Genomic DNA, 26,337 nt, shown 5'->3' on the forward strand with positions numbered 1-26,337 from the left:
CCGGAGGACGTTGTCAGTCTTCGCTCTCCTCGAACAACGCATACAGCGACACAGCCACGCTCAGTGGGAGCCCCTCGTCAAAGCCCTCCGGGTCTTCCGAGACCTCGACCAACTCGCTGCCGTTGACGGGCTTCAGCATGAGCGCAGGCACGGGCCGCGCCACAGCCACACCAGGGTAGTCATCGGGCCGGCCGCCTTCGGAGGTGTGCGGGTCGAACCAGATATTGCCGGCTTGATAAAAACCCTCCGCATAGCGCTCCTCGATCAGGCGCAGCAGGTCAAAGGTGTCGGGACTCAAGGCCTGCTCTGCCGAGGTGAATTGCACATGCCACGCGGCCCCCAGGTACCAGTAGATCAGCAGCGCAGTGCCCCGGTCCAGCGTGGGCTGGTCGAGCAGCCAGCGCAGGGCCTGCTTGTTGCCGTCGTAGTTGGAGCGCGCGGCGAACACATGCCATGCGGCGGGAGATGCATCGGCCAGGTAGGCGTGCACCAGGTTCCAGGCGCGGGCTTCAATGTCGTTGTCGGAAGTCATGCAAAAAGTTGGTTGGATCAGGCGCCCAGCACAGGAGGCCGCTCGATCAGGCTCTGGAGGATGGCGTCGAACAAGGCATTGCCATCGTTGCCGCTGACGGGCTTCCACTGCACATGCTGCGTCACACGCTGGCGATGGCGCAGGGTTTCGATCCACACCTCTCGCAGGGGTGTCTTGCAGTGCAATGCCAGCACCAGCAGGGCCATCTGCTCCTGCAAGGTGAACAGGCCGTGCACGCCGCTTTCGCCGTCCCTGAGCACGCGGCTGACCTGGTCCACCGAGAGCAGCAGCTTGCCCAGGGCCGCCATGTCCTTGGGCGCATCCTGCCAGAGGATGGCGCGCTCGGCGGCCCAGAAGGCCAGGGCCTTGGCAAACTCGTCCAGGTCGTGCGCGCTACGCAGGTCGTTCTGGCCCAGGCGCGGGTTGCGGTGCCAGGGAATCTGCTGGAAATCGCTCAGGGTCCGCTCGTAGTCAGGGATGAAGGCCTTGATGCGGCTGCGCAGTTCGGGGCCGCCGATCTCATCGAGGCGCGCCAGCCAGGCCTCGCGCACGCTGGGCAGCCACCAGTGCACGGCGCAATGGATGTACTGCCGGTCATGTTCCGGCTGCACCTGTATGAAAAACGCCTGCACGGTGGGACCGAAACTGCGCTGCACCAGGCGTGCGCGTGAGTTCACCGGATGGGGATGGACCTCGAAGCCCAGCGGCGCAAGCCGCTCCATCAGTGCGCCGCACAGCACATCCAGGCTATGGGGCACCCGCGCCGGAGCAAAGCTGCCGGGCGCTGCATGGACTTTGGGCGGCTCCACCCGCAGGGAACGTTCGGCAAAGGGCTCGACCGTGCCGTCCTCGTAGACCACCTGGCGGTCCAGCCGGTACAGCGCCCCGCCCTGCGGCTCGAACAGCTGCAGCCCGGCGTCGGCCGCCACATGGCCCAGGGTGGAGAGCACTGTGGCGTCGAGTGCCTGCACATCGACACCCAGGTTCAGGGGCCAGTGGTCCAGCGGCCCGAACGGCAGGCCCTCGGTCCAGATCAGGGGCTGCTCCACGCCGTTGGCACCGGCGGCCAGCGGGTAGTAGCACTGCACCTCGCGCAAGAACTGGTCGAACATGGCCACCACCCGGGGCGTGGCCCGCTGGTCGCGCTGGCACGCGGCCAGGGCCGTGGGCACGTCGGTGGCCGTGATGCGGTCGAAGATCTGGACGATGGTGCTCATGGAAACGGCAGGCGCCCGAATATGTAACGGGATCAGAGGATTGTGCGCAATGGCGCGCCGGGCGGCTACCGGAAAACCCCGCCTGCATGGGACTCGATGCATTCGCACAACGGCTTGTAGAAAGCCATGTTGTAGCCGCGCACGCTAGATCAGTGCGTAGCCGGGCACAAAAAAGCCGCACGTGCCCAAAGGCATGCGCGGCTTTTTGCTGGAGTGAAGCGGCTCGTCTGCCTACTTACTTCTTCTGCGGCGGCACATCCGTGCAGCTGCCGTGCGCAATCTCCGCCGCCATGCCGATGCTCTCGCCCAGCGTCGGGTGCGGGTGGATGGTCTTGCCGATGTCCACTGCGTCCGCGCCCATCTCGATGGCCAGCGCGATCTCGCCGATCATGTCGCCGGCGTGGGTGCCCACGATGCCGCCGCCCAGGATCTTGCCGTGGCCATGGGCCTCGGGGCTGTCGTCGAACAGGAGCTTGGTATAGCCCTCGTCGCGGCCGTTGGCAATCGCCCGGCCTGAGGCCGTCCAGGGGAACAGGCCCTTCTTGACCTTGATGCCCTGGGCCTTGGCCTGGTCTTCGGTCAGGCCCACCCAGGCCACTTCGGGGTCGGTGTAGGCGACGCTCGGGATCACGCGGGCGTTGAAGGCGGCGCTGGCCAGCTCCTTGTTGCCCTGGATCTCGCCGGCGATGACTTCTGCCGCCACATGCGCTTCATGCACCGCCTTGTGCGCCAGCATGGGCTGGCCCACGATGTCGCCGATGGCGAAGATGTGCGGCACGTTGGTGCGCATCTGGATGTCGACGTTGATGAAGCCGCGGTCGGTGACCGATACCCCCGCCTTGTCGGCAGCGATCTTCTTGCCGTTGGGGGTGCGGCCCACGGCCTGGAGAACCAGGTCATAGGTCTGCGGTGCGGGGGCCGTGCCGCCCTCTTCCGCTGCGGCAAACGTCACCTCGATGCCTTCCGGCGTGGCCTTGGCCCCCACCGTCTTGGTCTTGAGCATGATGTTGTCGAAGCGCTTGGCGTTCATCTTCTGCCAGACCTTGACGAGATCGCGGTCGGCGCCCTGCATCAGGCCGTCCAGCATTTCCACCACGTCCAGGCGCGCGCCCAGGGTGCTGTACACCGTGCCCATTTCCAGGCCGATGATGCCGCCGCCCAGGATGAGCATGCGCTTGGGCACTTCCTTCAATTCCAGCGCGCCGGTGGAGTCCACCACGCGCGGATCGTCGGGCATGAACGGCAGGCGCACGGCCTGGCTGCCGGCGGCGATGATGGCGTTCTTGAAGGCGATGACCTTCTTGCTGCCCGTCTTCTCCTGGCCGGTGGCGCCGCTGGTTTCCTCCACTTCAAGGTGGTGGGCACCGACGAACTGGCCAAGGCCGCGCACGGTGGTGACCTTGCGCATCTTGGCCATGGCGGCCAGGCCGCCGGTCAGCTTGCCAATGACCTTTTCCTTATGACCGCGAAGCTTGTCGATGTCCAGCGTGGGCTCGCCGAAGCTCACGCCCAGGTCGGCCATGTGGCTCACTTCGTCCATGACAGCCGCCACGTGCAGCAGCGCCTTCGATGGGATGCAGCCCACGTTCAGGCACACGCCGCCCAGGGTGGCGTAGCGCTCGACCAGCACGACCTTGAGGCCGAGATCTGCCGCGCGAAACGCTGCGCTGTAGCCGCCGGGGCCGGCGCCGAGCACGAGCAGGTCGCACTCGAGGTCGGCCGTGCCTCCAAAGCTTGATGCCTGGGGTGCGGGTGCGGCAGGGGTTGCCGAGGCGGCCGGGGCCGGGGCTGCTGCTGCAGGCGCAGCCGCCGGTGCGGGAGCGGCGGCACCTGCGTCCGCTGCCTCCAGCGTCAGCACCACGGCGCCCTGGGCGACCTTGTCACCGATCTTGACCTTGAGCTCCTTGACCACGCCAGCGTGGCTGGAGGGGATCTCCATGGAGGCCTTGTCGGACTCCACGGTGATCAGGCTCTGCTCGGCCTTGATGGTGTCGCCGGGCTTGACCAGCACTTCGATGACGCCGACTTCGTCGAAGTCGCCGATGTCCGGAACCTTGATATCAATGATTGCCATACCAGGGTCTCCTCGTTACAGCAGGATGCGGCGGTAGTCCGCCAGCACCTGGCCCAGATAGGCATTGAAGCGCGCAGCGCTGGCACCGTCGATCACGCGGTGGTCGTACGACAGCGACAGCGGCAGCACCAGGCGCGGCACGAACTGTTTGCCGTCCCACACCGGCTTCATCTGGCCCTTGGAGAGGCCCAGGATGGCCACTTCGGGCGCGTTGATGATGGGGGTGAAGTGCGTGCCGCCGATGCCGCCCAGCGAGCTGATGGACATGCAGCCGCCCTGCATGTCGGCCGAGCCGAGCTTGCCGTCGCGGGCCTTCTTGGCGAGGTCTCCCATTTCCGTGCTGATCTGCATGATGCCCTTCTTGTCGGCATCCTTGAGCACGGGCACCACCAGGCCATTGGGCGTGTCCGCCGCAAAGCCGATGTTGTAGTACTGCTTGTAGACCAGGGTGTCGCCGTCCAGGCTGGTGTTGAACTCGGGGAACTTCTTGAGCGCGGCCACCACGGCCTTGATCACGAAGGCCAGCATGGTCACCTTGACGCCGCTCTTCTCGTTCTCCTTGTTGGTGGAGACGCGGAAGGCTTCGAGCTCGGTGATGTCGGCCTCGTCGTTGTTGGTGACGTGGGGAATCATCACCCAGTTGCGGTGCAGGTTGGCGCCGCTGATCTTCTTGATGCGCGACAGGTCCTTGCGCTCGACAGCGCCGAACTTGCTGAAGTCGACCTTGGGCCATGGCAGCAGGTCCAGGCCTGCGCAGGAACCAACACCGCCGCCTGCGGGCGCCTTGGCGGCCTGGGCTTTGGTCTGGGTGGCGCCGCTCATCACCTGCTTGGTGAAGGCCTGCACGTCGTCCTGGCTGATGCGGCCCTTGGTGCCGGTGCCCTTGACTTCTTCGAGCGGCACACCGAGTTCGCGGGCGAACTTGCGCACGGAGGGGGATGCGTGGGGCAGGCCTGCCGTGGGGGCGCCTGGCTGGTGGGCCGGCACTGCAACGGCGGCTGCTGCGGGCGCTGCGGGCGCTGGGGCCGCTGCGGCCTGGGCCGGCGCTGGGCTTGCTGCAGCAGGCGCAGCGGCGGGTGCCGGTGCGGGCGCGGCTGCAACCGGGGCAGAGCCTTCGAGCACGGCGATCAGGTCGCCGATATTCACGGTGTCGCCGATCTTGACCTTGAGCTCCTTGAGCACGCCGGCGGCGGGCGAAGGGATCTCCATGGAGGCCTTGTCGGACTCGACCGTGAACAGCGACTGCTCGAGCTTGATGGTGTCACCCACCTTGACCAGCATCTCGATGACGGCCACGTCCTTGAAGTCGCCGATGTCGGGCACGCGCACTTCCACCGGGCCTGAGGCTGCTGCAGGGGCAGCAGCCGCTGGGGCGGGCGTCGCAGCGGCGGGGGCCGGTGCGGGGGACGCCGCGGCTGGCGCGGGTGCAGCAGCAGCAGGCGCCGCGGCCGCTTCGCCCGCCACTTCCAGCGTGAGCACCACGGAGCCCTGCTTGATCTTGTCGCCGATGGCGACCTTGACCTCTTTGACCACGCCAGCGTGGCTCGACGGGATCTCCATCGACGCCTTGTCGGATTCGACCGTGATCAGCGATTGCTCGGCCTTGACCGTGTCGCCGGGTTTGACCAGCAATTCGATCACGCCGACTTCGTCGAAGTCTCCGATGTCCGGAACTTGAATGTCTACCAATGCCATTGTTGTCTCCGGTTCTTTTACGCGTACAGCGGGTTGACCTTGTCGGCCTGGATGTTGTACTTGGCGATGGCCTCGGCCACCTTGGCTGCGGGCACCTTGCCTTCTTCGGACAGCGCCTTCAGGGCCGCGACGACAATGTAGTGGCGGTTGATCTCGAAGTGCTCACGCAGCTTGCTGCGGAAGTCGCTGCGGCCAAAGCCGTCGGTACCGAGCACCTTGTAGGTGCGACCGGCGGGGATGAACGAGCGGATCTGGTCCGCATAGTTCTTCATGTAGTCGGTGGAGGCGACCACGGGGCCTGCGGTCTTGCCCAACTGCTCGGCCACGAAGGAGACGCGTGGCGTTTCGGTCGGGTGCAGCAGGTTCCAGCGCTCCACGTCCTGGCCGTCGCGGGCCAGTTCGTTGAAGCTCGGGCAGCTCCAGATGCCGGCGGCCACGCCCCAGTCCTTTTCGAGCAGTTCCTGGGCAAAGAACGATTCGCGCAGGATGGTGCCGCTGCCCAGCAGTTGCACGGTGGGTGCATCGGCGGCCAGGGCGGGCGCCTGCTTGCACAGGTACATGCCCTTGATGATCTGCTCTTCCGTGCCGGGCTGCAGGCCGGGCATGGGGTAGTTCTCGTTGAGCAGCGTGATGTAGTAGAAGACGTTTTCCTGGCGCTCGACCATGCGCTTCAAGCCATGGTGCATGATCACGCCGACTTCGTGGGCGAAGGTCGGGTCGTAGCTCACGCAGTTGGGGATGGTGCCGGCCAGGATGTGGCTGTGGCCGTCTTCGTGCTGCAGGCCTTCGCCGTTGAGCGTGGTGCGCCCGGAGGTGCCGCCCAGCAGGAAGCCGCGGGCCTGCATGTCGCCCGCTGCCCAGGCCAGGTCGCCGATGCGCTGGAAGCCGAACATCGAGTAGTACACGTAGAACGGGATCATGATCCGGTTGTTGGTGCTGTAGCTGGTGGCGGCTGCGATCCAGCTGGCCATGCCGCCGGCTTCGTTGATGCCTTCCTGCAGGATCTGGCCGGCCTTGTCTTCACGGTAGTACATCACCTGGTCGCGGTCGACCGGGGTGTACAGCTGGCCCTTGGGGTTGTAGATGCCGATCTGGCGGAACAGGCCTTCCATGCCGAAGGTGCGGGCCTCGTCCACCAGGATGGGCACCACGCGCGGGCCCAGGGCCTGGTCGCGCAGCAGCTGCGTGATGAAGCGCACGTAGGCCTGGGTGGTGGAGATCTCGCGGCCTTCGGCCGTGGGTTCGAGCACTGCCTTGAAGGTGTCGAGCGAGGGCACGGTGAAGCTCTCTTCGGCCTTGGGCAGGCGCTTGGGCAGGTAGCCGCCCAGGGCCCTGCGGCGCTCTTGCAGGTACTGCATTTCCGGCGTGTCGTCGGCTGGCTTGTAGTACGGGATGTCGGCCAGCTGGCTGTCCGGGATCGGGATGCTGAAGCGGTCGCGGATGTACTTGATGTCCTCGTCCGAGAGCTTCTTGGTCTGGTGCACGGTGTTCTTGCCCTCACCGGCCTTGCCCATGCCGTAGCCCTTGACGGTCTTGACCAGCAGCACGGTGGGCTGGTTCTTGTGCGCGTTGGCAGCGTGGAAGGCGGCGTAGACCTTGGCGGGCTCATGGCCACCACGGCGCAGCTCGAAGATCTCGTCGTCGGTCATGTGCTCGACGAGCTTAAGCGTCTCGGGATGGCGGCCGAAGAAGTTCTTGCGCACGAAGGCGCCGTCATTGGCCTTCATGGCCTGGTAGTCGCCGTCCAGCGTCTCCATCATCAGTTGCTTGAGCTTGCCGGTCTTGTCGCGGGCCAGCAGGGTGTCCCAGCCATTGCCCCACAGCAGTTTGATGACGTTCCAGCCGCTGCCGCGGAACTCGCTTTCGAGCTCCTGCACGATCTTGCCGTTGCCGCGCACCGGGCCGTCCAGGCGCTGCAGGTTGCAGTTGATCACGAAGACCAGGTTGTCCAGGTTTTCACGCGCGGCCAGGCCGATGGCGCCCAGCGATTCGGGTTCGTCCATCTCGCCGTCGCCGCAGAACACCCAGACCTTGCGGTTTTCGGTGTTGGCGATGCCACGGGCGTGCAGGTACTTGAGAAAGCGCGCCTGGTAGATGGCCATCAGCGGGCCCAGGCCCATCGACACCGTGGGGAACTGCCAGAACTCGGGCATCAGCTTGGGATGCGGGTAGCTCGACAGGCCCTTGCCATCCACTTCCTGGCGGAAGCTGTCGAGCTGCTCTTCGTTCAGGCGGCCTTCGAGGTAGGCGCGGGCGTAGATGCCGGGCGAGCTGTGGCCCTGGATGTACAGCAGGTCGCCGCCATGGTCTTCGCTGGCCGCATGCCAGAAATGGTTGAAGCCGGCACCGAACATGCTGGCCACCGATGCGAACGAGCCGATGTGGCCGCCCAGGTCGCCGCCGTCGGCGGGGTTCAGCCGGTTGGCGCGCACGACCATGGCCATGGCGTTCCAGCGCATATAGGCGCGCAGGCGCTTTTCAATCGCGATATTGCCGGGGCAGTGGGCTTCCTGGTCGGCTTCGATGGTGTTCACGTAGGCCGTGTTGGCCGAAAACGGCATGTCGATGCTGCTCTGGCGCGCGTGCTCCAGAAGCTGTTCCAGCAGGAAATGGGCACGCTCGGGGCCCTCTTTGTCGATCACGGCGGACAGCGCATCCATCCATTCGCGGGTTTCCTGCTGATCGACGTCGGTACCGAGGCCAAAAGCGGCCTGAGGGTCGGGCTGAGCTGACATGCTTTGTCTCCTATAGGTGTGGCAGCAATTTAGAACACTGCCCCTAGTTTCGCACAACTTTTTGCGAATTTCAAATGGTGCCCATTGATATCACATTATGAGAATTTGCTGCAGACGCACAAGAACGAGCGTTCGCAAATGATCCGCGGCCTGTCCGAAAAACGCACTGCCAGGGATCGTGGACAGGTTTGTCCCTGCTGTCCGTTACCAGGTGTGCGCCTCCTCTACACTTGAGGGACATGCATCCCACCGACCCAGCGCCCCCCACCACGGTCTCGCCCATCGCGGCCCCTGCGCGCTGGTGGCGCAAGTGGTGGCGCAGCCTCTCGCCCACCCGGCAGGACCGGTTTGCTGCACTTGCGCCGCTGGCGGCGGTGCTGATGTTCCTGGCGGCCATCGTGGCCGCCTTCTGGTACCTGCGCGCCGAAGAGGCCGAGCGCGAGCAGGAAGCCCTGCGCCGTGACGTGGAATACGCCCAGCAGCGGGTGCGCCTGCGCCTCTTGGAGCGGCAGGAGCAACTGATGCGCATTGCGCGCGACCTGTCCAACCAGGAGCTCGAAAAATCCGAGTTCGTGAGCCGGGCCGAGACGCTGATCAGCCAATACCCCGAGCTGCAGGCCATCACCTGGATCGACGAGCGCCGCCGCATCCGCGCCAGCCACGCTGCACCTACCCTGGCCAGCAGCGAGCTGCGCATTGCCGGCGAGGTGCTCAAGGCCGGCGACACGGCCGACACCTATGGCCTGGCGCGTGACCTGCAGCAGCCCGTGTATGCCCAGCCGGCCGCCACGGCGGGCGACATCACCCCCCTGCTGCAACTGCAGGTGCCGCTGAACAACCAGGGCAAGTTCAGCGGCGTGGTGCTGGGCGAATACTCCATCGACAGCCTGCTGCGCTACGGCACGCCCACCGAGGTGCTGGCGCGCTACGCGGTGACCCTGCTGGACAGCAAGAACCAGGTGCTTGCGGGCACCCCCTTGGGCCCGCGCAACCCGGCCACCCAGCTGCTGCCCTGGAGCCCGCGCGCCAATGAGTACGAGGTGCCCGTGTCCCCCGTGGGCAACGGGCTGGTGCTGCGCGCCCAGGCCTACCGCACCTCGCTGGGCGTGGTGGGCAGCGGCCTGTTCTGGCTGGTGGGCACGCTCAGCGCCATGACGGCCTGGATGCTGATCGCCACCTGGCGCCACACGCGCCGGCGCATGCAAGCCCAACAGGCCCTGGTGGCCGAAACCAATTTCCGCCGGGCGATGGAGAACTCCATCCTCACCGGCATGCGCGCGCTGGACATGGAAGGCCGCATCACCTATGTGAACGCCGCCTTCTGCCAAATGACGGGCTGGAGCGAGGCCGAGCTGGTGGGCCTGAAGGCGCCCTTCCCCTACTGGCCCGACTCGGACCACGAGGCCCTGCACGCCAAGCTGCGCGACGAGCTCAGCGGCAAGACCATCGTCGGCGGCTTCCAGGTGCGGGTGCGGCGCAAGAGCGGCACGCTGTTCGACGCGCGGCTGTACGTGTCGCCGCTGATCGACGCCCATGGCCACCAGACCGGCTGGATGACGTCGATGACCGACATCACCGAGCCCAACCGGGTGCGCGAACAGCTCTCGGCGTCGCACGAGCGCTTTACCATCGTGCTCGAATCGCTCGATGCCTCGGTGTCCGTGGCGCCGCTGGGCAGCGAAGAGCTGCTGTTTGCCAACAAGCTGTACCGCCAGTGGTTCGGCTCGCAGACGGGCGGCCACCTGCAGCTGGTGGCCCAGGCCGGCGTGGTGCCCGTGGCGGGCAGCACCAGCTCGGGGGTGGACGACGAGGACGGCCTGATGGGCCTGCCCACCGATACGCTCACCAGTGCGCGCACCGAAAACGCCGAGATCTTCCTGCCCGACCTGGGCAAGTGGCTGGAGGTGCGCTCGCGCTACCTGAACTGGGTGGACGGGCGCCTGGCGCAGATGGTGATCGCCACCGACATCACGCCGCGCCGCCAGGCCGAGGAGCAGGCCTCGCGCCAGGCCGAGCGTGCGCAGTCCGTCAGCCGCCTGATCACCATGGGCGAAATGGCGTCCAGCGTGGCGCACGAGCTCAACCAGCCGCTCACGGCCATCAACAACTACTGCAGCGGCATGGTCTCGCGCATTCAGAGCGGCCAGCTGACCGAGGAAGCCCTGCTCACGGCCCTGCAGAAGACAGCGCACCAGGCGCAGCGCGCCGGGCAGATCATCCAGCGCATCCGCGCCTTCGTGAAGAAGAGCGAGCCCAACCGGGCATTGGCCGACGTGCACCTGATGGTGACCGAGGCCGTGGAACTGGCCGACATCGAGCTGCGCCGCCACCATGTGCGGCTTACGCTGTACATCGCCGCGCGCCTGCCGCCCGTGATGGCCGACACCATCCTGATCGAGCAGGTGCTGGTGAACCTGATGAAGAACGGCGCCGAGGCGATACAGCACGCCAACCGCCCGACGGCGGGCCGCAGCGTGGAGCTGCGCGTGGTGCCCAAGACCATCGAGGAGCGCGAGGTGGTCGAATTCTCGGTGCTGGACACCGGCAAGGGCCTGGCGCCCGAGGTGCTGGAGCGGCTGTTCGAGGCCTTCTTCTCCACCAAGCAGGAAGGCATGGGCATGGGCCTCAATCTGTGCCGCAGCATCGTCGAGTCGCACCACGGCCGGATGCAGGCGGAGAACATCTACAATGGTTCAGACGTCACGGGCTGCAGGTTCTCCTTCTGGTTGCCGCTTGCCAAGCCTGCCGATGACACTACAAATTCTGTAGCAAACGCACATACTCCAAGGACAATTGCATGAGCTTGATTCCGAAAAAAGGCACCGTATACGTCGTGGACGATGACGAAGCGGTCCGCGACTCCCTGCAATGGCTGCTGGAAGGCAAGGACTACCGGGTGCGCTGCTTTGATTCGGCCGAGACCTTTCTGTCGCGCTACGACCCCCGCGAAGTGGCCTGCCTGATTGTCGACATCCGCATGGGCGGCATGACCGGCTTGGAGCTGCAGGACCGCCTGATCGAGCGCAAGTCGCCCCTGCCCATCGTCTTCATCACCGGCCACGGCGACGTGCCCATGGCCGTGAACACCATGAAGAAGGGTGCGCTCGATTTCATCCAGAAGCCCTTTGACGAGGAAGAGCTGGTCGGCCTGGTCGAGCGCATGCTGGACCACGCACGCGAGGCCTTTGCAGGCTACCAGCAGGCGGCCAGCCGCGATGCCCTGCTGTCCAAGCTCACCAGCCGCGAGGCACAGGTGCTCGAGCGCATCGTCGCCGGCCGACTGAACAAGCAGATCGCCGACGACCTGGGCATCAGCATCAAGACGGTGGAGGCGCACCGCGCCAACATCATGGAAAAGCTCAACGCCAATACCGTGGCCGATCTGCTGAAGATCGCCCTAGGCCAGAACGCGCCCAAAGGCTAAGCCCGCCCGCCGCCCAATCCCCCACCAGGGCGCCACCCGGCGCCCTTTTCGATCCGTATTCCAGCCATGACAGCCCACATCATCGACGGCACCGCCCTCTCCCGCCAACTGCGCAGCGAAGTCGCCCAGCGCGCCGCTGCCCTCACCGCCCGTGGCCACCAGCCCGGCCTGGCCGTGATACTGGTGGGTGAAGACCCGGCCTCGGCCGTCTATGTGCGCAACAAGGTCAAGGCCTGCGAGGACAGCGGCGTGCGCTCGATCTTCGAGAAGTACGAGGCCACGCTGGGCGAGGCCGACCTGCTGGCCCGCATCGCCGCGCTGAATGCCGACCCGAGCGTGCACGGCATCCTGGTGCAGATGCCCCTGCCCAAGCACATCGACCCGCACAAGGTGATCGAGGCGATTTCCACCGCCAAGGACGTGGATGGCTACTCGGTGCTGTCCGCTGGCGAGCTGATGGCCGGGCTGGAGGGTTTTCGCCCCTGCACGCCCTACGGCAGCATGAAGCTGATCGAATCCACCGGCCAGTCGCTCAAGGGCAAGCATGCCGTGGTCATCGGGCGCAGCAACACCGTGGGCAAGCCCATGGCCCTGCTGCTGCTGCAGGCCAACGCCACCGTGACCGTGACGCACAGCGGCACGCCCGACCTGGCCTACCACACGCGCCAGGCCGACGTGGTGGTGGCGGCCGTGGGCCGCGCCAACACACTCACAGCCGACATGGTCAAGCCCGGCGCCATCGTGATCGACGTGGGCATCAACCGCAACGCCGAAGGCAAGCTCTGCGGCGACGTGGACTTCGAGGGCGTCAAGGAAGTGGCCGGCTGGATCACCCCCGTGCCTGGCGGGGTTGGCCCGATGACCATTACCATGCTGCTGGTGAACACCATCGAGGCGGCCGAGCGCACGGCTGCACGGTAAAAAACCCTTGAACCAACGCCCCGAGGCGCCATCTACACCGCATGAGCAACGCCCTTCTCGAATTTTCCGGCCTTCCCCAGTTTGACCGCATCACGCCAGGCGACGTCGCACCCGCCGTCGACGTGTTGCTCGAGCGCGCCAACGTGGCGCTGGAGACGGTGACCGCCCCCGACTTCCCCGCGCGCTGGGACGCCATCGCCCAGGTGCTGGACGTGGCCACCGAGCAGTTGGGCACGGCCTGGGGTGCCGTAAGCCACCTCAACAGCGTGGCCGACACGCCCGAACTGCGCGCCGCCTACAACGCCGCCCTGCCGCGCGTGACCGAGTACTGGACGCGCCTGGGCGCCGACGAGCGCCTGTACGCCAAGTACAAGGCCATCGACCCCGCCGCGCTGAGCGTGGAGCAGCGCCAGGCACACAAGAATGCCGTGCGCAACTTCGTGCTCAGCGGTGCGGAGCTGGCCGGCCCGGCCAAGGAGCGCTTTGCCCAGATCCAGGAGCGCCAGGCCGAGCTGAGCCAGAAGTTCAGCGAAAACGCCCTGGATGCGACCGACGCCTTTGCCTACTACGCCACCGACGCCGAGGTGGATGGCGTGCCGGCCGACGTGCTGCAGGCCGCGCGCGACGCCGCCCAGGCCGAGGGCAAGGACGGCTACAAGCTCACATTGAAGATGCCGTGCTACCTGCCGGTGATGCAGTTCGCCCACCACAGCGCCCTGCGCGAAAAGCTCTACCGCGCCTACGTGACCCGCGCCTCCGACCAGGCCGAGGGCGATGCCCGCAAGTACGACAACACGGCGTTGATCGGCGAGATCCTGGCGTTGCGCAAGGAAGAGGCACAGCTGCTGGGCTACGCCAACTTTGGCGAAGTCTCGGTGGTGGCCAAGATGGCCGATTCTCCCGCCGAGGTGGTCACCTTCCTGCGCGACCTGGCGCACCGCGCCCGCCCCTATGCCGAAAAGGACGTGGCCGACCTGCGCGCCTTTGCTTCTGGCGACCTGGGGCTGGCCAATCCGCAGGCCTGGGACTGGCCCTACGTGGCCGAAAAGCTCAAGGAGGCGCGCTACGCCTTCAGCGAGCAGGAGGTCAAGCAGTACTTCACGGCGCCCAAGGTGCTGGCCGGGCTGTTCAAGATCATCGAGACGCTGTTCGAGGTGGCGATCCGACGCGACAGCGCTCCCGTGTGGAACCCGGCCGTGGAGTTCTACCGCATCGAGCGTGGCAACACGCTGGTCGGCCAGTTCTACCTGGACCAGCCGGCCCGCACCGGCAAGCGCGGCGGCGCCTGGATGGACGACGTGCGCACCCGCTGGCTGCGCCCCGACACCGGCGTGCTGCAGACCCCGGTGGCGCACCTGGTGTGCAATTTCGCCAGCGGCGTGGACGGCAAGCCACCCCTGCTCACGCACGATGACGTGATCACGCTGTTCCACGAATTCGGCCACGGCCTGCACCACATGCTGACCCAGGTGAACGAGCGCGACGTCTCGGGCATCGGCGGCGTGGAGTGGGATGCGGTGGAGCTGCCCAGCCAGTTCATGGAGAACTTCTGCTGGGAGTGGGATGTGCTCAAGCACATGACCGCCCATGTGGACACGGGCGAGCCCCTGCCGCGCGCGCTGTTCGACAAGATGATCGCTGCCAAGAACTTCCAGAGCGGCATGCAGACCCTGCGCCAGATCGAGTTCTCGCTGTTCGACATGCTGCTGCACACCGAGCACGATCCGGCCAAGGACATCATGCCGCTGCTGGGCCAGGTGCGCGCCGAAGTGGCGGTGCTGCAGCCGCCGGCGTTCAGCCGAACCGCGCACACTTTCAGCCACATCTTCGCGGGCGGTTATGCTGCGGGTTACTACAGCTACAAATGGGCCGAGGTGCTGAGCGCCGACGCCTATGCAGCCTTTGAAGAGACCGTGGGCAGCGATGGCCAGCCCAGCGCCGAGACCGGCCGCCGCTACCGCGAGGCGATTCTGGAAGCCGGGGGCAGCCGCCCGGCGATGGAGTCGTTCAAGGCATTCCGGGGCCGCGAACCGCGCCTGGATGCCCTGATGCGCCACCAGGGTATGGCCGAGCCTGCTGCGGCCTGACGCGCCCCACAACAAACCGACCCCGAGGAGAAAGACGATGCGCAAAAACCTGCTGTCCCTGCCCATGCTGGCCCTGCTGGCCTGTACCGCCGCGCAGGCGCAAACGGTGTACCGCATTGTCGGGCCCGACGGCAAGGTCACCTTCTCGGACCGGGCGCCCGACAATGCGACCAAGTCCACGGCCACCACCACCAACCCGGCGACGGGTGCCGTGGGAAGCACAACCGGATTGCCGCCGGAGCTTTCGCGGATCGCCCAGCGCTTTCCCGTCACCCTGTACACCGGCAGCGACTGCGCCCCCTGCACCAGCGCACGCAGCCTGCTGGTGAACCGGGGCGTACCCTTCACCGAGCGCACCGTGAGCACCAACGAGGACCTCGACGCACTGCGCAAGCTCAGCGGAGACACCTCGCTGCCCTACGGCACCATCGGTGGCCAGCGCATGGTCGGCTTCCAGGACACGGAGTGGACGCAGTACCTGGATGTGGCGGGCTATCCCAAGGCATCCCAATTGACGGCCAGCTACCGGCGCCCTGCAGCCACGCCACTGACGGCCGCCGCCCCGGCAGCAGCAGCCCCTGCAGCCGCCGCCTCGGATGTGCCTGCAGCAACGGCGTCGCCACGTGCGCGCCCGGCACCATCCACTGAAGGGCCATCACCCACCAACCCGCAAGGCATCCGGTTCTGACCAGCCACACTCCGACATGACAATGGGCCGCAACTGCGGCCCATTTTTTAATCGATGCCGGCAGTGCCGTCTTTGCTCAATAGTTCAGCGTCTTAACACCCTGCGCCGTACCCAGCAGGCAGACCGAGGCCTTCTGGTACGCAAACACACCCACCGTGACCACGCCGGGCCACTGGTTGACATCGGATTCAAAGGCCAGCGGGTCGGTGATGGACAGGCCCGTGACGTCAAGGATGTGCTGCCCGTTGTCGGTCACCAGGGGCTGACCGTCTTTCTGGCGGATGGAGGCCTTGCCGCCCAGGGCCGCGAAACGGCGCGCAATGTTCTGGGCCGCCATCGGAATCACCTCCACCGGCAGGGGGAATTTGCCCAGTGCAGGCACCAGCTTGGACTCGTCGGCGATACAGACGAAGCGACCAGCCAGCGCCGCCACGATCTTCTCGCGCGTGAGTGCGGCGCCGCCGCCCTTGACCATGTGGCCCTGGCCGTCGATCTCGTCGGCGCCGTCGATGTAGACCGACAGGGCCTCGACCTCGTTGGCGTCGAACACGGGAATGCCCAGGGCCTTGAGGCGCTCGGTGCTGGCCACCGAGCTCGACACGGCGCCCTTGATGTCGCCCTTCATGCTGGCCAGCGCGTCGATGAACTTGTTGACGGTGGAGCCCGTGCCCACCCCCACAATCTCGCCAGGCACCACGTATTGCAGGGCTGCCTGGCCTACGAGGGCCTTGAGTTCGTCTTGGGTCAGGGGAGTGGATGTCGTCATGGGGGAAAATCGGAGGTAATTGCGCAATTATCCCTTGTCATACCCCCATGTCCCTGATCCCCTACGCCCTCGCCCGCCCTTTCCTCTTCGGCCTGGATGCCGAAGCCGCGCATGAACTCACCATGGACATGCTGGCGCGCGGGCAGCGCACGCCGCTGCAGTGGGCCTGGTGCAATACGCGGGTGGACGACCCGGTGGAGCTGGCCGGCCTCGCCTTCCCCAACCGCGTGGGCATGGCCGCCGGGCTGGACAAGAACGCCCGCGTGATCGACGCCCTGGGCGCCATGGGCTTCGGCTTCGTGGAGGTGGGCACGGTCACCCCCAAGGCCCAGCCCGGCAACCCCAAGCCACGCATGTTCCGCCTGCCCGAGAAGCGTGCCCTCATCAACCGCCTGGGTTTCAACAACGAAGGGCTCGACGCCTTTTTGCGCAACGTGCAGCAGTCGCGCTTTCGCGACCAGCAACGCAGCGGCCCGCGCATGCTGCTGGGGCTGAACATCGGCAAGAACGCCAGCACCCCCATCGAAAACGCCACCAGCGACTACCTGACCTGCCTGGACGGCGTATACCCCCATGCCGACTACGTGACGGTGAACATCAGCTCGCCCAACACCCAGAACCTGCGCGCGCTGCAAAGCGACGAGGCGCTGGACGGCCTGCTGGGCGCCATTGCCGAGCGCCGCGAGGTGCTGGCCAGGCAGACCGGCAAGCGCACGCCCATCTTCGTGAAGATTGCCCCTGACCTGACCGAGGAGCAGGTGTCGGTGATCGCCGCCACACTGCAGCGCCACGGCATGGACGGCGTGATCGCCACCAATACCACCATCGGCCGCGATACCGTCAAGGGCCTGCGCCATGCCGAGGAGACCGGTGGCCTGAGCGGCGCGCCCGTGCTGGAGGCCAGCAACCAGGTGATACGCCAGCTGCGTGCCGCGCTGGGCAGCCGCTTCCCCGTCATCGGCGTGGGCGGCGTGATGAGCGCCGAGGACGCGGTGAGCAAGGTGCGCGCAGGCGCGGACGTGGTGCAGATCTACACCGGGTTGATCTACGAAGGTCCGGCGCTCGTGACCCGGGCGGCGCAGGCCATCAAGGCCATGCGCTGAAAGCAGCGCTGCTGGCGGTTAACATTCCACCAAGTGGTAAAACTTGGGATGTCGCAATGCATGGACGCCAAGACCATGGCATAGTCGGTGTGATACCAGATGTGTCAGCCGATGGCAATCCAATCCATTTTGACTGTGCATGCCGCCTTGGTGGCGTCACGGCGATGCCCCGTATTCCCATCCCATGAATGTTCTTGTCATTGACGATCACTCCCTGTTTCGAGAGGGGCTTCGCCTGCTGCTCGCCGAGCTCGGCTTCGGCATCAACACCCAGATCGCCGGCAGCTGCGAAGAAGGCCTCGAAAAATTGCGCCAGCAGCCTGCGGACATCGTGCTGCTGGACTGGCACATGGAAGGCCTTTCGGGCGCCGAGGCCATGGTGGCCATCCGTGAACTGGTGCCCCAGGCACGCCAGATCGTGCTGTCGGGCGAGAAGAGCGCCGCCCTGGTCCGCACAGCCATCGACAACGGCGCAGTCGGCTTCATCGCCAAGGACTCCGAACCCGAAACCCTGCTGCTGGCCCTGAACACCATCGCCTCGGGTGGCATCTACCTGCCTGCCACCCTGCTCTCAGGGCCTGGCAGGACGGCTGCGCCCTCGGACACCAACCTGCCCAGCGATCTCACCCAGGCGTTCCCCGAGCTCACCCAGCGCCAGGGGGATGTTCTGGCCGCCATCCTGCGCGGTTTACCGAACAAAGTGATTGCGCGCGAACTCAATATCAGCGACCAGACGGTGAAGTCGCACCTGAGCGTCATATTCCGCCAATTGAACGTCCAAAGCCGCACCGAGGCAGTCTACGTCTGCGCACGACAAGGCGTGCGCATCGCCTGAGTCCGCCCAGCGGCCTCAGTCGACCTGGGCCGGAGCCGGAACCACGGCCTGCTCACTGAGTTCGGCCAGCCAGTCGATGAGCAGTGAGGGCAGAACCGGTTTTTGCCACATCGCAATATTGCCCAGCCGCTCGACCTCGTGGAGGTTGATGCCGGGGTCCCCGGTGATGATCGCCACCGGCAGCCCGGGCCAGCGCGAGCGCAGCCGCTGCGCCACGTCCAGACCGCTGGCATCACCCGCGAGCCGGTAGTCCGCGATCAGCGCATGCGGGGGCGTGGTGATCGCATTCATCGCGGCATCCGGGGGCATGCCCTCCCATTGCGTGACCTTGCAGCCCCACGACTCCAGAGCCTGCGTGGTTGCCATCCGCACCAGGGCATGGTCCTCGACGAGCCAGACGTCCACGGCCGTGGTCAACGCGGGCTGGGCGGGTGCGGAAACGGCACCCATGCCCATGTTTTCAAAAATCGGAGCCTGGGGCAAGACGAGGGTAAACGCGGTTCCCCGGCCAGCATCGGACCGCATGCCCATTTCCAGCCCGAGCAGGTTGGCAAGGCGGCGCACGATGGCCAGGCCCAGGCCACTGCCCTGCCCAGGGTCGCGCGACGGATTGCCGACCTGGAAATACTCCTCGAAAACGCGGGCCTGCGATTCGCGGGCGATGCCGATGCCGGTATCGCGCACCTGCAGCTGCACCACGCTCTCCTGCGCCAGCACCGAGACCACCACGCCACCTTCGTTGGTGTACTTCACCGCGTTGTCCACCAGATTGCGCAGGATGCGCTCCAGCAGAAACGCGTCGCTCAGCACCCACGCTTCATCGGCTCCCTCGGCTTCCATGGAAATCCCTTTGGCGGTGCATCGCGGCTGGAACTCCTTGACCAGGTCCCGGACCATGGCGGCGATGTTCAGGGCCTGCATCTGCGGCACGATGGAGCCGGTCTCCAGCTTGGAGAGGTCGAGCAGGCCCGAAAACAGCTTGTCCAGCGATCCCGCTGCGTCGCGGATGTGGGCGATCAGTTGCGAGGTCTGCGGCGTCTCATGGCGGTGCAACAGGGACGAGAAGACCAGCAAGGCATGCAGGGGCTGTCGCAGGTCATGGCTTGCCGCAGCAAGAAACCGCGACTTGGCGGCATTCGCTTCTTCTGCCACCTGTTTCTCCTCTCCCAACTGGCGCAGCAGATCTGCATTTTCGAAGCGGATCTGCAGCGAATCACGAAAGGCCTGCGCCGTCTGCCGCGACGAGGCGGCGATGACCAGGCCCACACCGAACAGTGCCAGCGCCAGCGGCAGGCCATTGGTGCCGCCCTGGGTAAGCCAGAAGAGCGCCGCAAAAGCGAGGTTGATCCACGCGCCCGCAATGAAGGTCGGCGGGTGCGTCGAAGCATTCACCAGCGCCCCCCCGAGGTAGATGAGTTGCAGCGCGGTGGCAAACGTGGCCGAACCTCCGGCGCTGCCATACCCGATCCACCAGACCGTCACCCCCATCAGGGTCTGGTTGGCCACGGTGATCCACCAGTGGTGGGTTTGTTGTTCGGTCAGCGCTGCTGCGTCCGACGTATCAAGCGCTGCCAGCGCGCGCGCGCTGAGCACCGCATTGATCTGGGCCATGAGCAGCACTGGAAACATCCACGCCAGCACGCGCCAGACCGGGGTGGTGAAGCCAAAACAGATCGCAGCAACCACAGCCGCCACGACCACCATGCTGCGCGCTTTCACGGACTGCAGTGCGCGCAGCCGCAGCGACTCGCGCGCCATGGCTACATCCAATGGGTGATTGGCATCAACGGGAAAGGGCGGTAAAAGACGCATGTAAGTAATTGTTACTCAATAACGGACATCCACGGAAAGGCACCATGGCGACCCATTCTCGCTGGTCAGAGTCCATCGAAACGATGTTGCAGGCCCACCCGGCGCCCCAATGCGACGTGCTCATTGTCGGTTCTGGCTACGGGGGAAGCTTCGCGGCACGTGAACTGGCCGGTCCCGGCGTGGAAACCTGGGTCGTCGAGCGCGGCAAGGAATACGCCCTCGGTGAGTTCCCCGAGGATATCGGCCACCTCCCTGGCCACCTGCGGATGCAGCGCGGCGCCAGCGGAAAGGCCCTGGGCAACGCGCAGGCACTTCTCAACGTCCGCAATTTCGACGAGGTGGCGGTGCTGACCGGCAGCGGCCTGGGCGGCGGCTCCCTGGTCAACGCGGGCGTGGCCTTCAAGCCGGCGGCAAAGACCTTCGACCAGGAGCACTGGCCCAGCATGTACCGACACGGTGGCGCACGGCGGGAGGCCCTGATGGAGGCCCTGGACGAAGTCGTATCGGCGCTGCAAGCGGCACCACTGGAGCGCGCGGCAGACCTCTCCAAATTCCAGGCGCTGTCGCGCCTGGGAGGTGCGCTGCACGCAGGCGGCGCGCAGCCGGTCCCCCTCACCATCTCGAACACGCAGCACACCAACGCGCACGGGGTGGAGATGCAGGCCTGCGTGCGCTGCGGCAACTGCTTCACCGGCTGCAACATCGGCGCCAAGGGCACGCTGGCCACCAACCTCATCCCGGCGGCGCACGGTCGTGGCGCACGTTTTTTCGTCGGCGGCAACGCTTTGCGGGTGGAGCCCCTGGAGACACCCGCACGCAGTGCGAACGGGCGCAGCCTGCGTTGGCGTGTGCACTTCCAGTGTTCAACGGGCAGCCGCAACACAGCGCCCGTCGAGTTCAGCATCGACGCCCACACCGTCATCGTCAGCGCCGGCAGCCTGGGCAGCACGGAGTTGCTGCTGCGGTCCTTCCATGTACCGCACTCCGAGGCGCTGGGCTCGGCCTTTTCCACCAATGGCGACGTGCTCGCGATGGGCTGGCGACAGCACCGGGCCGTCAATGCCGTCTCGGCCCCCGAAGCGGACAGCACGGCACCCAGCCGTGACGTCGGACCGACGATCTGTGGAACGCTGCGCGTGCCGCTGGATGTGGAGGGCGTAGGGCAGGAAATCCTGGTGCAGGACGGCGCCATCCCTTCTGCGCTCGCCCAGGCCACGAGCACACTGGGCCACGCGCTGTCGACCCTGCACCGCTATGTGCACGATGTGGACGCGCGGTTTCCAGGCACCGACGACCCCTTGGCCCTTCCACGTGGGGCGGCGCGGCACGCGCAATTGCTGTTGGCCATGGGCCATGACGCATCGAACGGGACCATCTCCCTGCGCCCGCCCTCCGGTACCAGCCCCGGGGATCCAGACACCCTGGAACTGGATGTCAGGTGGCCCTCCAGCAGCTCCAGCTCCACAGCAGGGCATGCCGACTACTACCAGGCTGTGCACCGGGCATTCAGCCAGGCGCATGCGGCCGGCGGCTTCGATGGGGGCGACTACCTCCCCAACCCCTTGTGGCACCCGACACCCGAGGGGTTTTCCGACATCATCGCAGGCGGCCAGGGAGAAAAATCGATCACGGTCCACCCGCTCGGCGGTTGCCCCATGGGCGACGATGGCACGCAAGGGGCCGTCGACTGGCGCGGTGCGGTGTTCAAGGGCCGGGGGAATGAAGTCCACGCGGGCCTGCATGTGCTGGACGGAGCCATCGTTCCGCGCGCCCTGGGCGTCAACCCGTTCGTCACGATCTCCGCCCTGTCCATGCTCGCGGCCCGGGACATCGCCAGCGGGCTGGCGCAACCAAACGCGGACAGCGCAGCGCCTGTTGCTGCGGCACAGGGCTCCAGGTCGCAGCCCCGTGTGGCAGATGCGGGACAGACCGCATCCGACACAGGGGTGGTGCTTTTTCGCATCCACGAGCACCTGCTGGGCAGCACCGACAAAGCCCACCTGCCCGACTGGGCCCAGCGGCTCCTGTCCCGGCACGGCACACCGCTGCCCCCTGGGGCAGCCACGCAGCCGCGCGCGTTCATCGCAGCCGTCGAGGTCACAGTCGACCTGCACCAATGGCTGGCCAACCCCTCGACCCCATGGGATGCCTCGTTGGCGATCTATGCCAACCCCATCCCCGGCTGGCCGGCAATCCACGCCGACGCCTTGAAGGGCGAACCCCTGCTGCGCGGCACGGGGCAAGTGTCCCTGCTCGCGCTCGAGCATGCCGGCTTCCTGCGCCGGGCCTGGCGCGGCGTGCTCGCATTCAGCGCCTATCTGAAACGCCGGCCCGGCGGCATTTCCCAGCATGTGGGCCCCGACTGGCGCAAAAAACTGCTCGGCTTGGCCCGTGCGGGCTGGCTGCATACCCAATACCGCACACTCGACTACCACTTCACGCTGGTACCCCAAGGCGGTGCCGCAGGCCAGGCCATGGCGGTCGTCGCCCAGGGCCGCAAACTGTTGGCCTACCGGAATGGCGCGCGCACGCTGTGGGACGCCCTCACGATGCTGGACCTGGACCTGAGGTGGCAGGACAAGGCGCCCTGGAAGCTGGCGCTGCGCGTCGATCTGGCAGACCTCGTGAGCCGGCTGCGGCTGCAGGTCCGTGAAGCATCGAGCACGCCAGCCACCATCGTCGCGCTGGTGTCGTTCGCCTCCCTGTGGCTGCGCGCGGTGATGCAGACGCACTTCTGGTCACTGCGCGGCCTGGACTACGCGAAGTACACGCGCCCCGCGCTGCCGCCGCATCCTTCGCTGAAAACAGCCGGGGGCGTTGATGTCCGGCCGCAGGCCGAGGTGCTGAAGGTGGCGCGCCGCAGTGGAGAAACGGATCAGATCGACCTGCAGCTGACGGTCTACCGCCACCCTCAGGGCGCGCGGCATGTCCTCTTCATCCACGGGCTCGCCCACGGCAGCGGCGTGTATGCGACCGACACCGTGGATACCAACCTGGCCGGCCACTTCCTGCGCGAGGGCTATACCGTCTGGCTGCTGGACAACCGCATGTCCAATCGCCTGGACTACGCGCGCGATGCACACACCATGGACGACATCGCGCACACCGACATTCCGGCCGCCGTCGACCGCGTCCATGCCCAGGCAGGCGGCCAGCCCATCGACGTCTTCGCGCACTGCGTGGGCGCGGGCGCCTTCGCCATGGCGGCGCTGCAGGCGCGCTTTGACACCGCCAAGGTGCGCGCGGCCATCATCCATGCGGTGCACCCCTGGGTGGTGCCGTCCGTGTCCAACCGGTTCTCGGGAGCGCTGGCCGCGCTCTACCGCAACCTGCTCACGGGCCGCGAACTGATCGACCCCCTCCCCCCGGCCAAGCCGGGTGCAGCAGATGAACTGCTGGACCGGTTCGCGGCCACCCTGGCCTGGTCGGATGAAGAGCGCAGCCTGCACGAAGCGCACCGCGACTCGCCTGGCGCAGGGTGCGCCATCTGCAACCGGATGACCGCCTTCTACGGGCGCGAATGGGTGCATGCCAATCTGGATCCGCGCACGCATGAGCGGCTGGGCGAACTCGTGGGGGCGGCGGGGGTCGAGGTGTTCCGCCAGCTGTACTTCATCGTGCTGCGCGAGCGGCTCACCAACCGCGAGGGGGAGAACAGCTACCTCCTGGAAGACAACTTCCTCAGGAACTGGCGCTTTCCCACGCTGTTCGTGCATGGCCTGGACAACCAGGTGTTCGATCCGCGCGGAGCGGCACGCACCTGGAACCGGTTGCGCAGGGTCTTCGCGCACCAGCCCGGGAGGGTGGTCCGCACCTTCATCCGCAAGGGCTACGGCCACATGGATTTTCTGTTCGGCAAACATGCCCATACGGACATTTACCCGCATCTCACAGACTTTCTGGAGAATCCCGCCGCGTTCAAGGACATCGCCGATGGCTGCCACATCGACCCCGACCTGCCATGCCCGGACGATCAGTCCAGCGACACGGATCTGGCCGACCGGGACTTCATCGCACCCATCCGGCCACTGACCGGCCCCATGCTGCAGACGGAACGCGAACCGCACGGGAAGCGCCGGCTGGTGGTCTGGGTGGAACAGTATTTCGACACCACCAGCACGCCGATGGTGCCGGAGGTCCGGATCGGCGGCGCGCTGTGCGACTCGGTAGAGGTGAAAGGATTTCCCGGCGTGCTGGAACCCAGCTCCCCACCGGCCCTGCCAAGCCCCCCGCCCACCGGGCAGGGCTACTACTGGACCTGTGTAGTCGAGGAAAGCGAGAAGCTGCGGTTTGCCGATCTGCCGCAGATCAGCCTCACGCTGCGCTGCAGTCCACAGGAATCGAGCACGGCCCGGCCCATGGAAACCGACGGCCCGCCGCCGGGCGCTGCGCCAAGCATGTCGCTGCCCATCGTTCTCGATCTGGCCGAACTGCCCTGGTGGCAGCGCTGGACCGCAGATGACCAGGCGCACGCCAGCACCAGTTTCCTGGCCACCTCCTGCCGCTGGCCGGGCCTGGCCTTCGAGCGCCGCGCGATCGACGCGCTGGCCGGCGACATGGAGCAGCACATCGCCCACACCCCAGCGCCTGTGCAGGCCCTGCTGCTGCTGGGCGACCAGATCTATGCCGATGCCACGGCCAATATTGCAGAAACCACGGAGCGCGATGAGCGCGGTGCACAGCGCTACCGTGAGAGCTGGGGCAGCGCCGCGACGCGGCAACTGTTTTCATGCCTGCCCGTCTGGCTGGTGGTGGACGACCATGAGTTCGAGGACAACCTCGATGGGGCCGACAGTGCCACGGCGGACTCCCTGCGTGGGCAGCGTTTCTACAGCGGTTTCCTGGCGGCCACGGCCTACCAGTCACGCTTTCACCGCAAGGAGCTGCCCAGGCTGTCCCTGCCCCCCCAGGGATGGACCGTGGAACACGGCCTGTGGCATGCGTTCGAGGTCGGCGGGATCCCCGCCTTCGCCGCCGATACGCGCACCGAACGCGCACCCCGCACGCTGTACGGCTGGAAGGGTGTGCACATCATGCGGGAAGAGCAGATGCAGGCCATCGAAGGCTGGTTGCTCGCCCACCCCAAGGGGCCCAAGCTGCTGTGCAGCGGCAGCGTCTTCGCCCTGCCCGAGAACCGCTTCGTTGCCGAGCCGGCGACCTGTATCGCTGCGGACAACTGGCTCGGCTACCCGGCCAGCTGGCGCAGGCTGGTCCGGTTCATTGTCGAGAACGACATCGAGGGGCTGATCTTCGTGGCCGGTGACTACCACCTGAGCGCCCTGGTCGAGCTTGAACTCACCAGCCAGGGCAAGTCCGCGACTGCGCTCAATCTCGTGTGCTCGGCGTGGAATGCCAGCCTGCCCTTCGCCAACGCGCAGCAAGCCGATTTCACCTTCGACACACCGGTGCGCGCGCCAGGCAGCGACACGGACGCAGCCGTGGTTTCCACCGCGCGCTTCGCGTCAGGTGCCCTGCGGCAGTTCTCCAAGATCACGATCACACAAGACCCTGCGGCCAGCGGCACCGCAACCGTCGCCATGGGCATTTACGAGCCTGGCAATGTCCTGGTCAAGGAACTGCAGGCGCAACTGGCTGTCGGGAGTGTCTCCCCCACTTTTCGCTAGCGTGCGAAAGAGCCCCGGACCTGTTCCGAGGCCACCTGAGGGAGGCCGTCAGGCCCTGCGCGCCAGAAAGGGCCGCAGCCGGGTGACCAGCGGCATCGCCAGGCCCACCCATCGGACCAGGCGGCGCGGCCCCGCCACCAGGGCCACACCCACCAGGGCAGCCACCGCTGCGGGGTGCTGCTTGGCAAAAGCCGCAGCCCGCAGCGCAAACGGCTCCTCCGACGAGGCCTGCTGCGCGGACTGGGCCAGCGCCACCGATTGGGCGCGTGCGATGCGCCGCGCGCGGATGCGCTCGCGCTGCTTGGCAATGCGGTCGAGCACGCGCTGCTGCTCGGCCGTGGGTTCGGGAACAAAGGCTTGGTTGTCGGCAGCCATCACAGGCGCTCCTTGATGTCGCGCCAGTCCTGGGCCAGCTCCTGGCGGGTCAGCGCAAAGCCGTTGCCGGCCCGTTTTGCAACGGACACGAGGCTGAGCAGCGTGCCACCCCAGCCCAGCAACCAGGCCCCGGCCACCAGCCAGCCCACCAGCACGCGGTGTTCGGTATCCCAGAAATGCACCAACACCGCCATGGACAGCATGATGAGTGCCACCACCGTAAGCCCGCCGAGCAGAATGGTCAGCACCAGCAGTTGCTGCAGGCGCTGCTTCTGGTCCCGCCATTCCAGGCGGGCCAGATCCATCCGGTCTTCGGCTGCAATGGCCCCTTCTATGACATTAGCGCGCCAGCGCGCCACCAGCGCATCCAGGCCCAGAAGAGCAAGCCAGTTCATCAGTGTCCTTGGGTTCTACGAAGTGGAGACAAGCGGTGTCTGTGCAATGTCAGA

17 protein-coding genes are annotated in these 26,337 nt (G+C 66.4%); 8 read left to right on the plus strand and 9 right to left on the minus strand.

Features of this window, described 5'->3' with window-relative positions; genetic code table 11:
- Positions 1 to 13: 13 nt before the first annotated feature.
- From ASE31_RS17370 to aceE, 5 genes are all read right to left on the minus strand, one after another.
- The gene (locus tag ASE31_RS17370) at positions 14 to 532 is read right to left on the minus strand and encodes a DUF4274 domain-containing protein (protein ID WP_057203073.1); all 519 of its coding nucleotides are present in this window, start codon (positions 530 to 532) and stop codon (positions 14 to 16) included.
- 17 nt (positions 533 to 549) lie between these two features.
- Positions 550 to 1,749, minus strand: coding sequence for a hypothetical protein (locus ASE31_RS17375; RefSeq protein WP_057203074.1), 1,200 nt, complete (start codon positions 1,747 to 1,749; stop codon positions 550 to 552).
- A 235-nt stretch (positions 1,750 to 1,984) separates the two neighbouring features.
- Entirely contained in the window at positions 1,985 to 3,823 is a 1,839-nt protein-coding gene (gene lpdA, locus ASE31_RS17380; RefSeq protein ID WP_057203075.1) for a dihydrolipoyl dehydrogenase, read from the minus strand.
- 15 nt (positions 3,824 to 3,838) lie between these two features.
- Complete coding sequence (gene aceF / locus ASE31_RS17385) at positions 3,839 to 5,518, minus strand: dihydrolipoyllysine-residue acetyltransferase (protein WP_057203076.1); 1,680 nt, start codon at positions 5,516 to 5,518, stop codon at positions 3,839 to 3,841.
- A gap of 17 nt (positions 5,519 to 5,535) precedes the next feature.
- Positions 5,536 to 8,253 (minus strand): pyruvate dehydrogenase (acetyl-transferring), homodimeric type, encoded by a 2,718-nt coding sequence (aceE, locus tag ASE31_RS17390; protein ID WP_057203077.1) that lies wholly within the window; start codon positions 8,251 to 8,253, stop codon positions 5,536 to 5,538.
- Positions 8,254 to 8,492: 239 nt separating this feature from the next.
- Here aceE and ASE31_RS17395 point away from each other — a divergent pair, with 239 nt between their 5' ends.
- The 5 genes from ASE31_RS17395 to ASE31_RS17415 all read left to right on the plus strand — a co-directional run bounded on the left by ASE31_RS17395 (position 8,493) and on the right by ASE31_RS17415 (position 15,373).
- Entirely contained in the window at positions 8,493 to 11,054 is a 2,562-nt protein-coding gene (locus tag ASE31_RS17395; protein WP_057203078.1) for a PAS domain S-box protein, read from the plus strand.
- Positions 11,051 to 11,677: a response regulator transcription factor gene (locus ASE31_RS17400; RefSeq protein ID WP_007848524.1), complete on the plus strand. Its 627-nt coding sequence runs from the start codon at positions 11,051 to 11,053 to the stop codon at positions 11,675 to 11,677. The genes ASE31_RS17395 and ASE31_RS17400 overlap by 4 nt, the downstream gene beginning before the upstream one ends.
- Positions 11,678 to 11,743: 66 nt before the next feature.
- Positions 11,744 to 12,598, plus strand: a complete 855-nt coding sequence (gene folD / locus ASE31_RS17405; RefSeq protein WP_057203079.1) for a bifunctional methylenetetrahydrofolate dehydrogenase/methenyltetrahydrofolate cyclohydrolase FolD — start codon at positions 11,744 to 11,746, stop codon at positions 12,596 to 12,598.
- Positions 12,599 to 12,639: 41 nt separating this feature from the next.
- Positions 12,640 to 14,685, plus strand: coding sequence for a M3 family metallopeptidase (locus ASE31_RS17410; RefSeq protein WP_057203080.1), 2,046 nt, complete (start codon positions 12,640 to 12,642; stop codon positions 14,683 to 14,685).
- A 37-nt stretch (positions 14,686 to 14,722) separates the two neighbouring features.
- Complete coding sequence (locus ASE31_RS17415) at positions 14,723 to 15,373, plus strand: glutaredoxin domain-containing protein (RefSeq protein ID WP_057203081.1); 651 nt, start codon at positions 14,723 to 14,725, stop codon at positions 15,371 to 15,373.
- Positions 15,374 to 15,449: 76 nt separating this feature from the next.
- Here ASE31_RS17415 and rpiA read toward each other — a convergent pair whose 3' ends face one another.
- Positions 15,450 to 16,139 carry a ribose-5-phosphate isomerase RpiA gene (gene rpiA, locus ASE31_RS17420; RefSeq protein ID WP_057203082.1) on the minus strand — a complete coding sequence of 230 codons (690 nt, stop codon included), beginning with the start codon at positions 16,137 to 16,139 and terminating at the stop codon, positions 15,450 to 15,452.
- Between the two features lie 47 nt (positions 16,140 to 16,186).
- Here rpiA and ASE31_RS17425 point away from each other — a divergent pair, with 47 nt between their 5' ends.
- Both ASE31_RS17425 and ASE31_RS17430 read left to right on the plus strand, forming a co-directional pair.
- Positions 16,187 to 17,242, plus strand: coding sequence for a quinone-dependent dihydroorotate dehydrogenase (locus ASE31_RS17425; RefSeq protein ID WP_057203083.1), 1,056 nt, complete (start codon positions 16,187 to 16,189; stop codon positions 17,240 to 17,242).
- A 184-nt stretch (positions 17,243 to 17,426) separates the two neighbouring features.
- Entirely contained in the window at positions 17,427 to 18,077 is a 651-nt protein-coding gene (locus ASE31_RS17430) for a response regulator transcription factor (RefSeq protein WP_057203084.1), read from the plus strand.
- A 15-nt stretch (positions 18,078 to 18,092) separates the two neighbouring features.
- Here ASE31_RS17430 and ASE31_RS17435 read toward each other — a convergent pair whose 3' ends face one another.
- Positions 18,093 to 19,835 carry a hybrid sensor histidine kinase/response regulator gene (locus ASE31_RS17435; protein ID WP_057203085.1) on the minus strand — a complete coding sequence of 581 codons (1,743 nt, stop codon included), beginning with the start codon at positions 19,833 to 19,835 and terminating at the stop codon, positions 18,093 to 18,095.
- Positions 19,836 to 19,933: 98 nt separating this feature from the next.
- Here ASE31_RS17435 and ASE31_RS17440 point away from each other — a divergent pair, with 98 nt between their 5' ends.
- Positions 19,934 to 25,513: an alpha/beta fold hydrolase gene (locus tag ASE31_RS17440; protein ID WP_082604220.1), complete on the plus strand. Its 5,580-nt coding sequence runs from the start codon at positions 19,934 to 19,936 to the stop codon at positions 25,511 to 25,513.
- A gap of 48 nt (positions 25,514 to 25,561) precedes the next feature.
- Here the strand turns inward: ASE31_RS17440 and ASE31_RS17445 are convergent, their stop codons facing one another.
- Positions 25,562 to 25,888 carry a hypothetical protein gene (locus ASE31_RS17445; protein WP_057203087.1) on the minus strand — a complete coding sequence of 109 codons (327 nt, stop codon included), beginning with the start codon at positions 25,886 to 25,888 and terminating at the stop codon, positions 25,562 to 25,564.
- Positions 25,888 to 26,283 (minus strand): phage holin family protein, encoded by a 396-nt coding sequence (locus ASE31_RS17450; protein ID WP_057203088.1) that lies wholly within the window; start codon positions 26,281 to 26,283, stop codon positions 25,888 to 25,890. Before ASE31_RS17450 ends, ASE31_RS17445 begins: the two co-directional genes overlap by 1 nt.
- Between the last annotated feature and the right edge of the window lie 54 nt (positions 26,284 to 26,337).

Origin of the sequence: Acidovorax sp. Root217 (genome assembly GCF_001428645.1) — a bacterium.
Lineage (GTDB): Bacteria > Pseudomonadota > Gammaproteobacteria > Burkholderiales > Burkholderiaceae_C > Acidovorax.

What these genes read in the sequence shown, in the direction of transcription:
- ASE31_RS17370 (WP_057203073.1), bottom strand. Translation starts at nt 532, where the DNA reads ATGACTTCCGACAACGACATTGAAGCCCGCGCCTGGAACCTGGTGCAC.
- ASE31_RS17375 (WP_057203074.1), bottom strand. Translation starts at nt 1,749, where the DNA reads ATGAGCACCATCGTCCAGATCTTCGACCGCATCACGGCCACCGACGTG.
- lpdA (WP_057203075.1), bottom strand. Translation starts at nt 3,823, where the DNA reads ATGGCAATCATTGATATCAAGGTTCCGGACATCGGCGACTTCGACGAA.
- aceF (WP_057203076.1), bottom strand. Translation starts at nt 5,518, where the DNA reads ATGGCATTGGTAGACATTCAAGTTCCGGACATCGGAGACTTCGACGAA.
- aceE (WP_057203077.1), bottom strand. Translation starts at nt 8,253, where the DNA reads ATGTCAGCTCAGCCCGACCCTCAGGCCGCTTTTGGCCTCGGTACCGAC.
- ASE31_RS17395 (WP_057203078.1), top strand. Translation starts at nt 8,493, where the DNA reads ATGCATCCCACCGACCCAGCGCCCCCCACCACGGTCTCGCCCATCGCG.
- ASE31_RS17400 (WP_007848524.1), top strand. Translation starts at nt 11,051, where the DNA reads ATGAGCTTGATTCCGAAAAAAGGCACCGTATACGTCGTGGACGATGAC.
- folD (WP_057203079.1), top strand. Translation starts at nt 11,744, where the DNA reads ATGACAGCCCACATCATCGACGGCACCGCCCTCTCCCGCCAACTGCGC.
- ASE31_RS17410 (WP_057203080.1), top strand. Translation starts at nt 12,640, where the DNA reads ATGAGCAACGCCCTTCTCGAATTTTCCGGCCTTCCCCAGTTTGACCGC.
- ASE31_RS17415 (WP_057203081.1), top strand. Translation starts at nt 14,723, where the DNA reads ATGCGCAAAAACCTGCTGTCCCTGCCCATGCTGGCCCTGCTGGCCTGT.
- rpiA (WP_057203082.1), bottom strand. Translation starts at nt 16,139, where the DNA reads ATGACGACATCCACTCCCCTGACCCAAGACGAACTCAAGGCCCTCGTA.
- ASE31_RS17425 (WP_057203083.1), top strand. Translation starts at nt 16,187, where the DNA reads ATGTCCCTGATCCCCTACGCCCTCGCCCGCCCTTTCCTCTTCGGCCTG.
- ASE31_RS17430 (WP_057203084.1), top strand. Translation starts at nt 17,427, where the DNA reads ATGAATGTTCTTGTCATTGACGATCACTCCCTGTTTCGAGAGGGGCTT.
- ASE31_RS17435 (WP_057203085.1), bottom strand. Translation starts at nt 19,835, where the DNA reads ATGGCGCGCGAGTCGCTGCGGCTGCGCGCACTGCAGTCCGTGAAAGCG.
- ASE31_RS17440 (WP_082604220.1), top strand. Translation starts at nt 19,934, where the DNA reads ATGGCGACCCATTCTCGCTGGTCAGAGTCCATCGAAACGATGTTGCAG.
- ASE31_RS17445 (WP_057203087.1), bottom strand. Translation starts at nt 25,888, where the DNA reads ATGGCTGCCGACAACCAAGCCTTTGTTCCCGAACCCACGGCCGAGCAG.
- ASE31_RS17450 (WP_057203088.1), bottom strand. Translation starts at nt 26,283, where the DNA reads ATGAACTGGCTTGCTCTTCTGGGCCTGGATGCGCTGGTGGCGCGCTGG.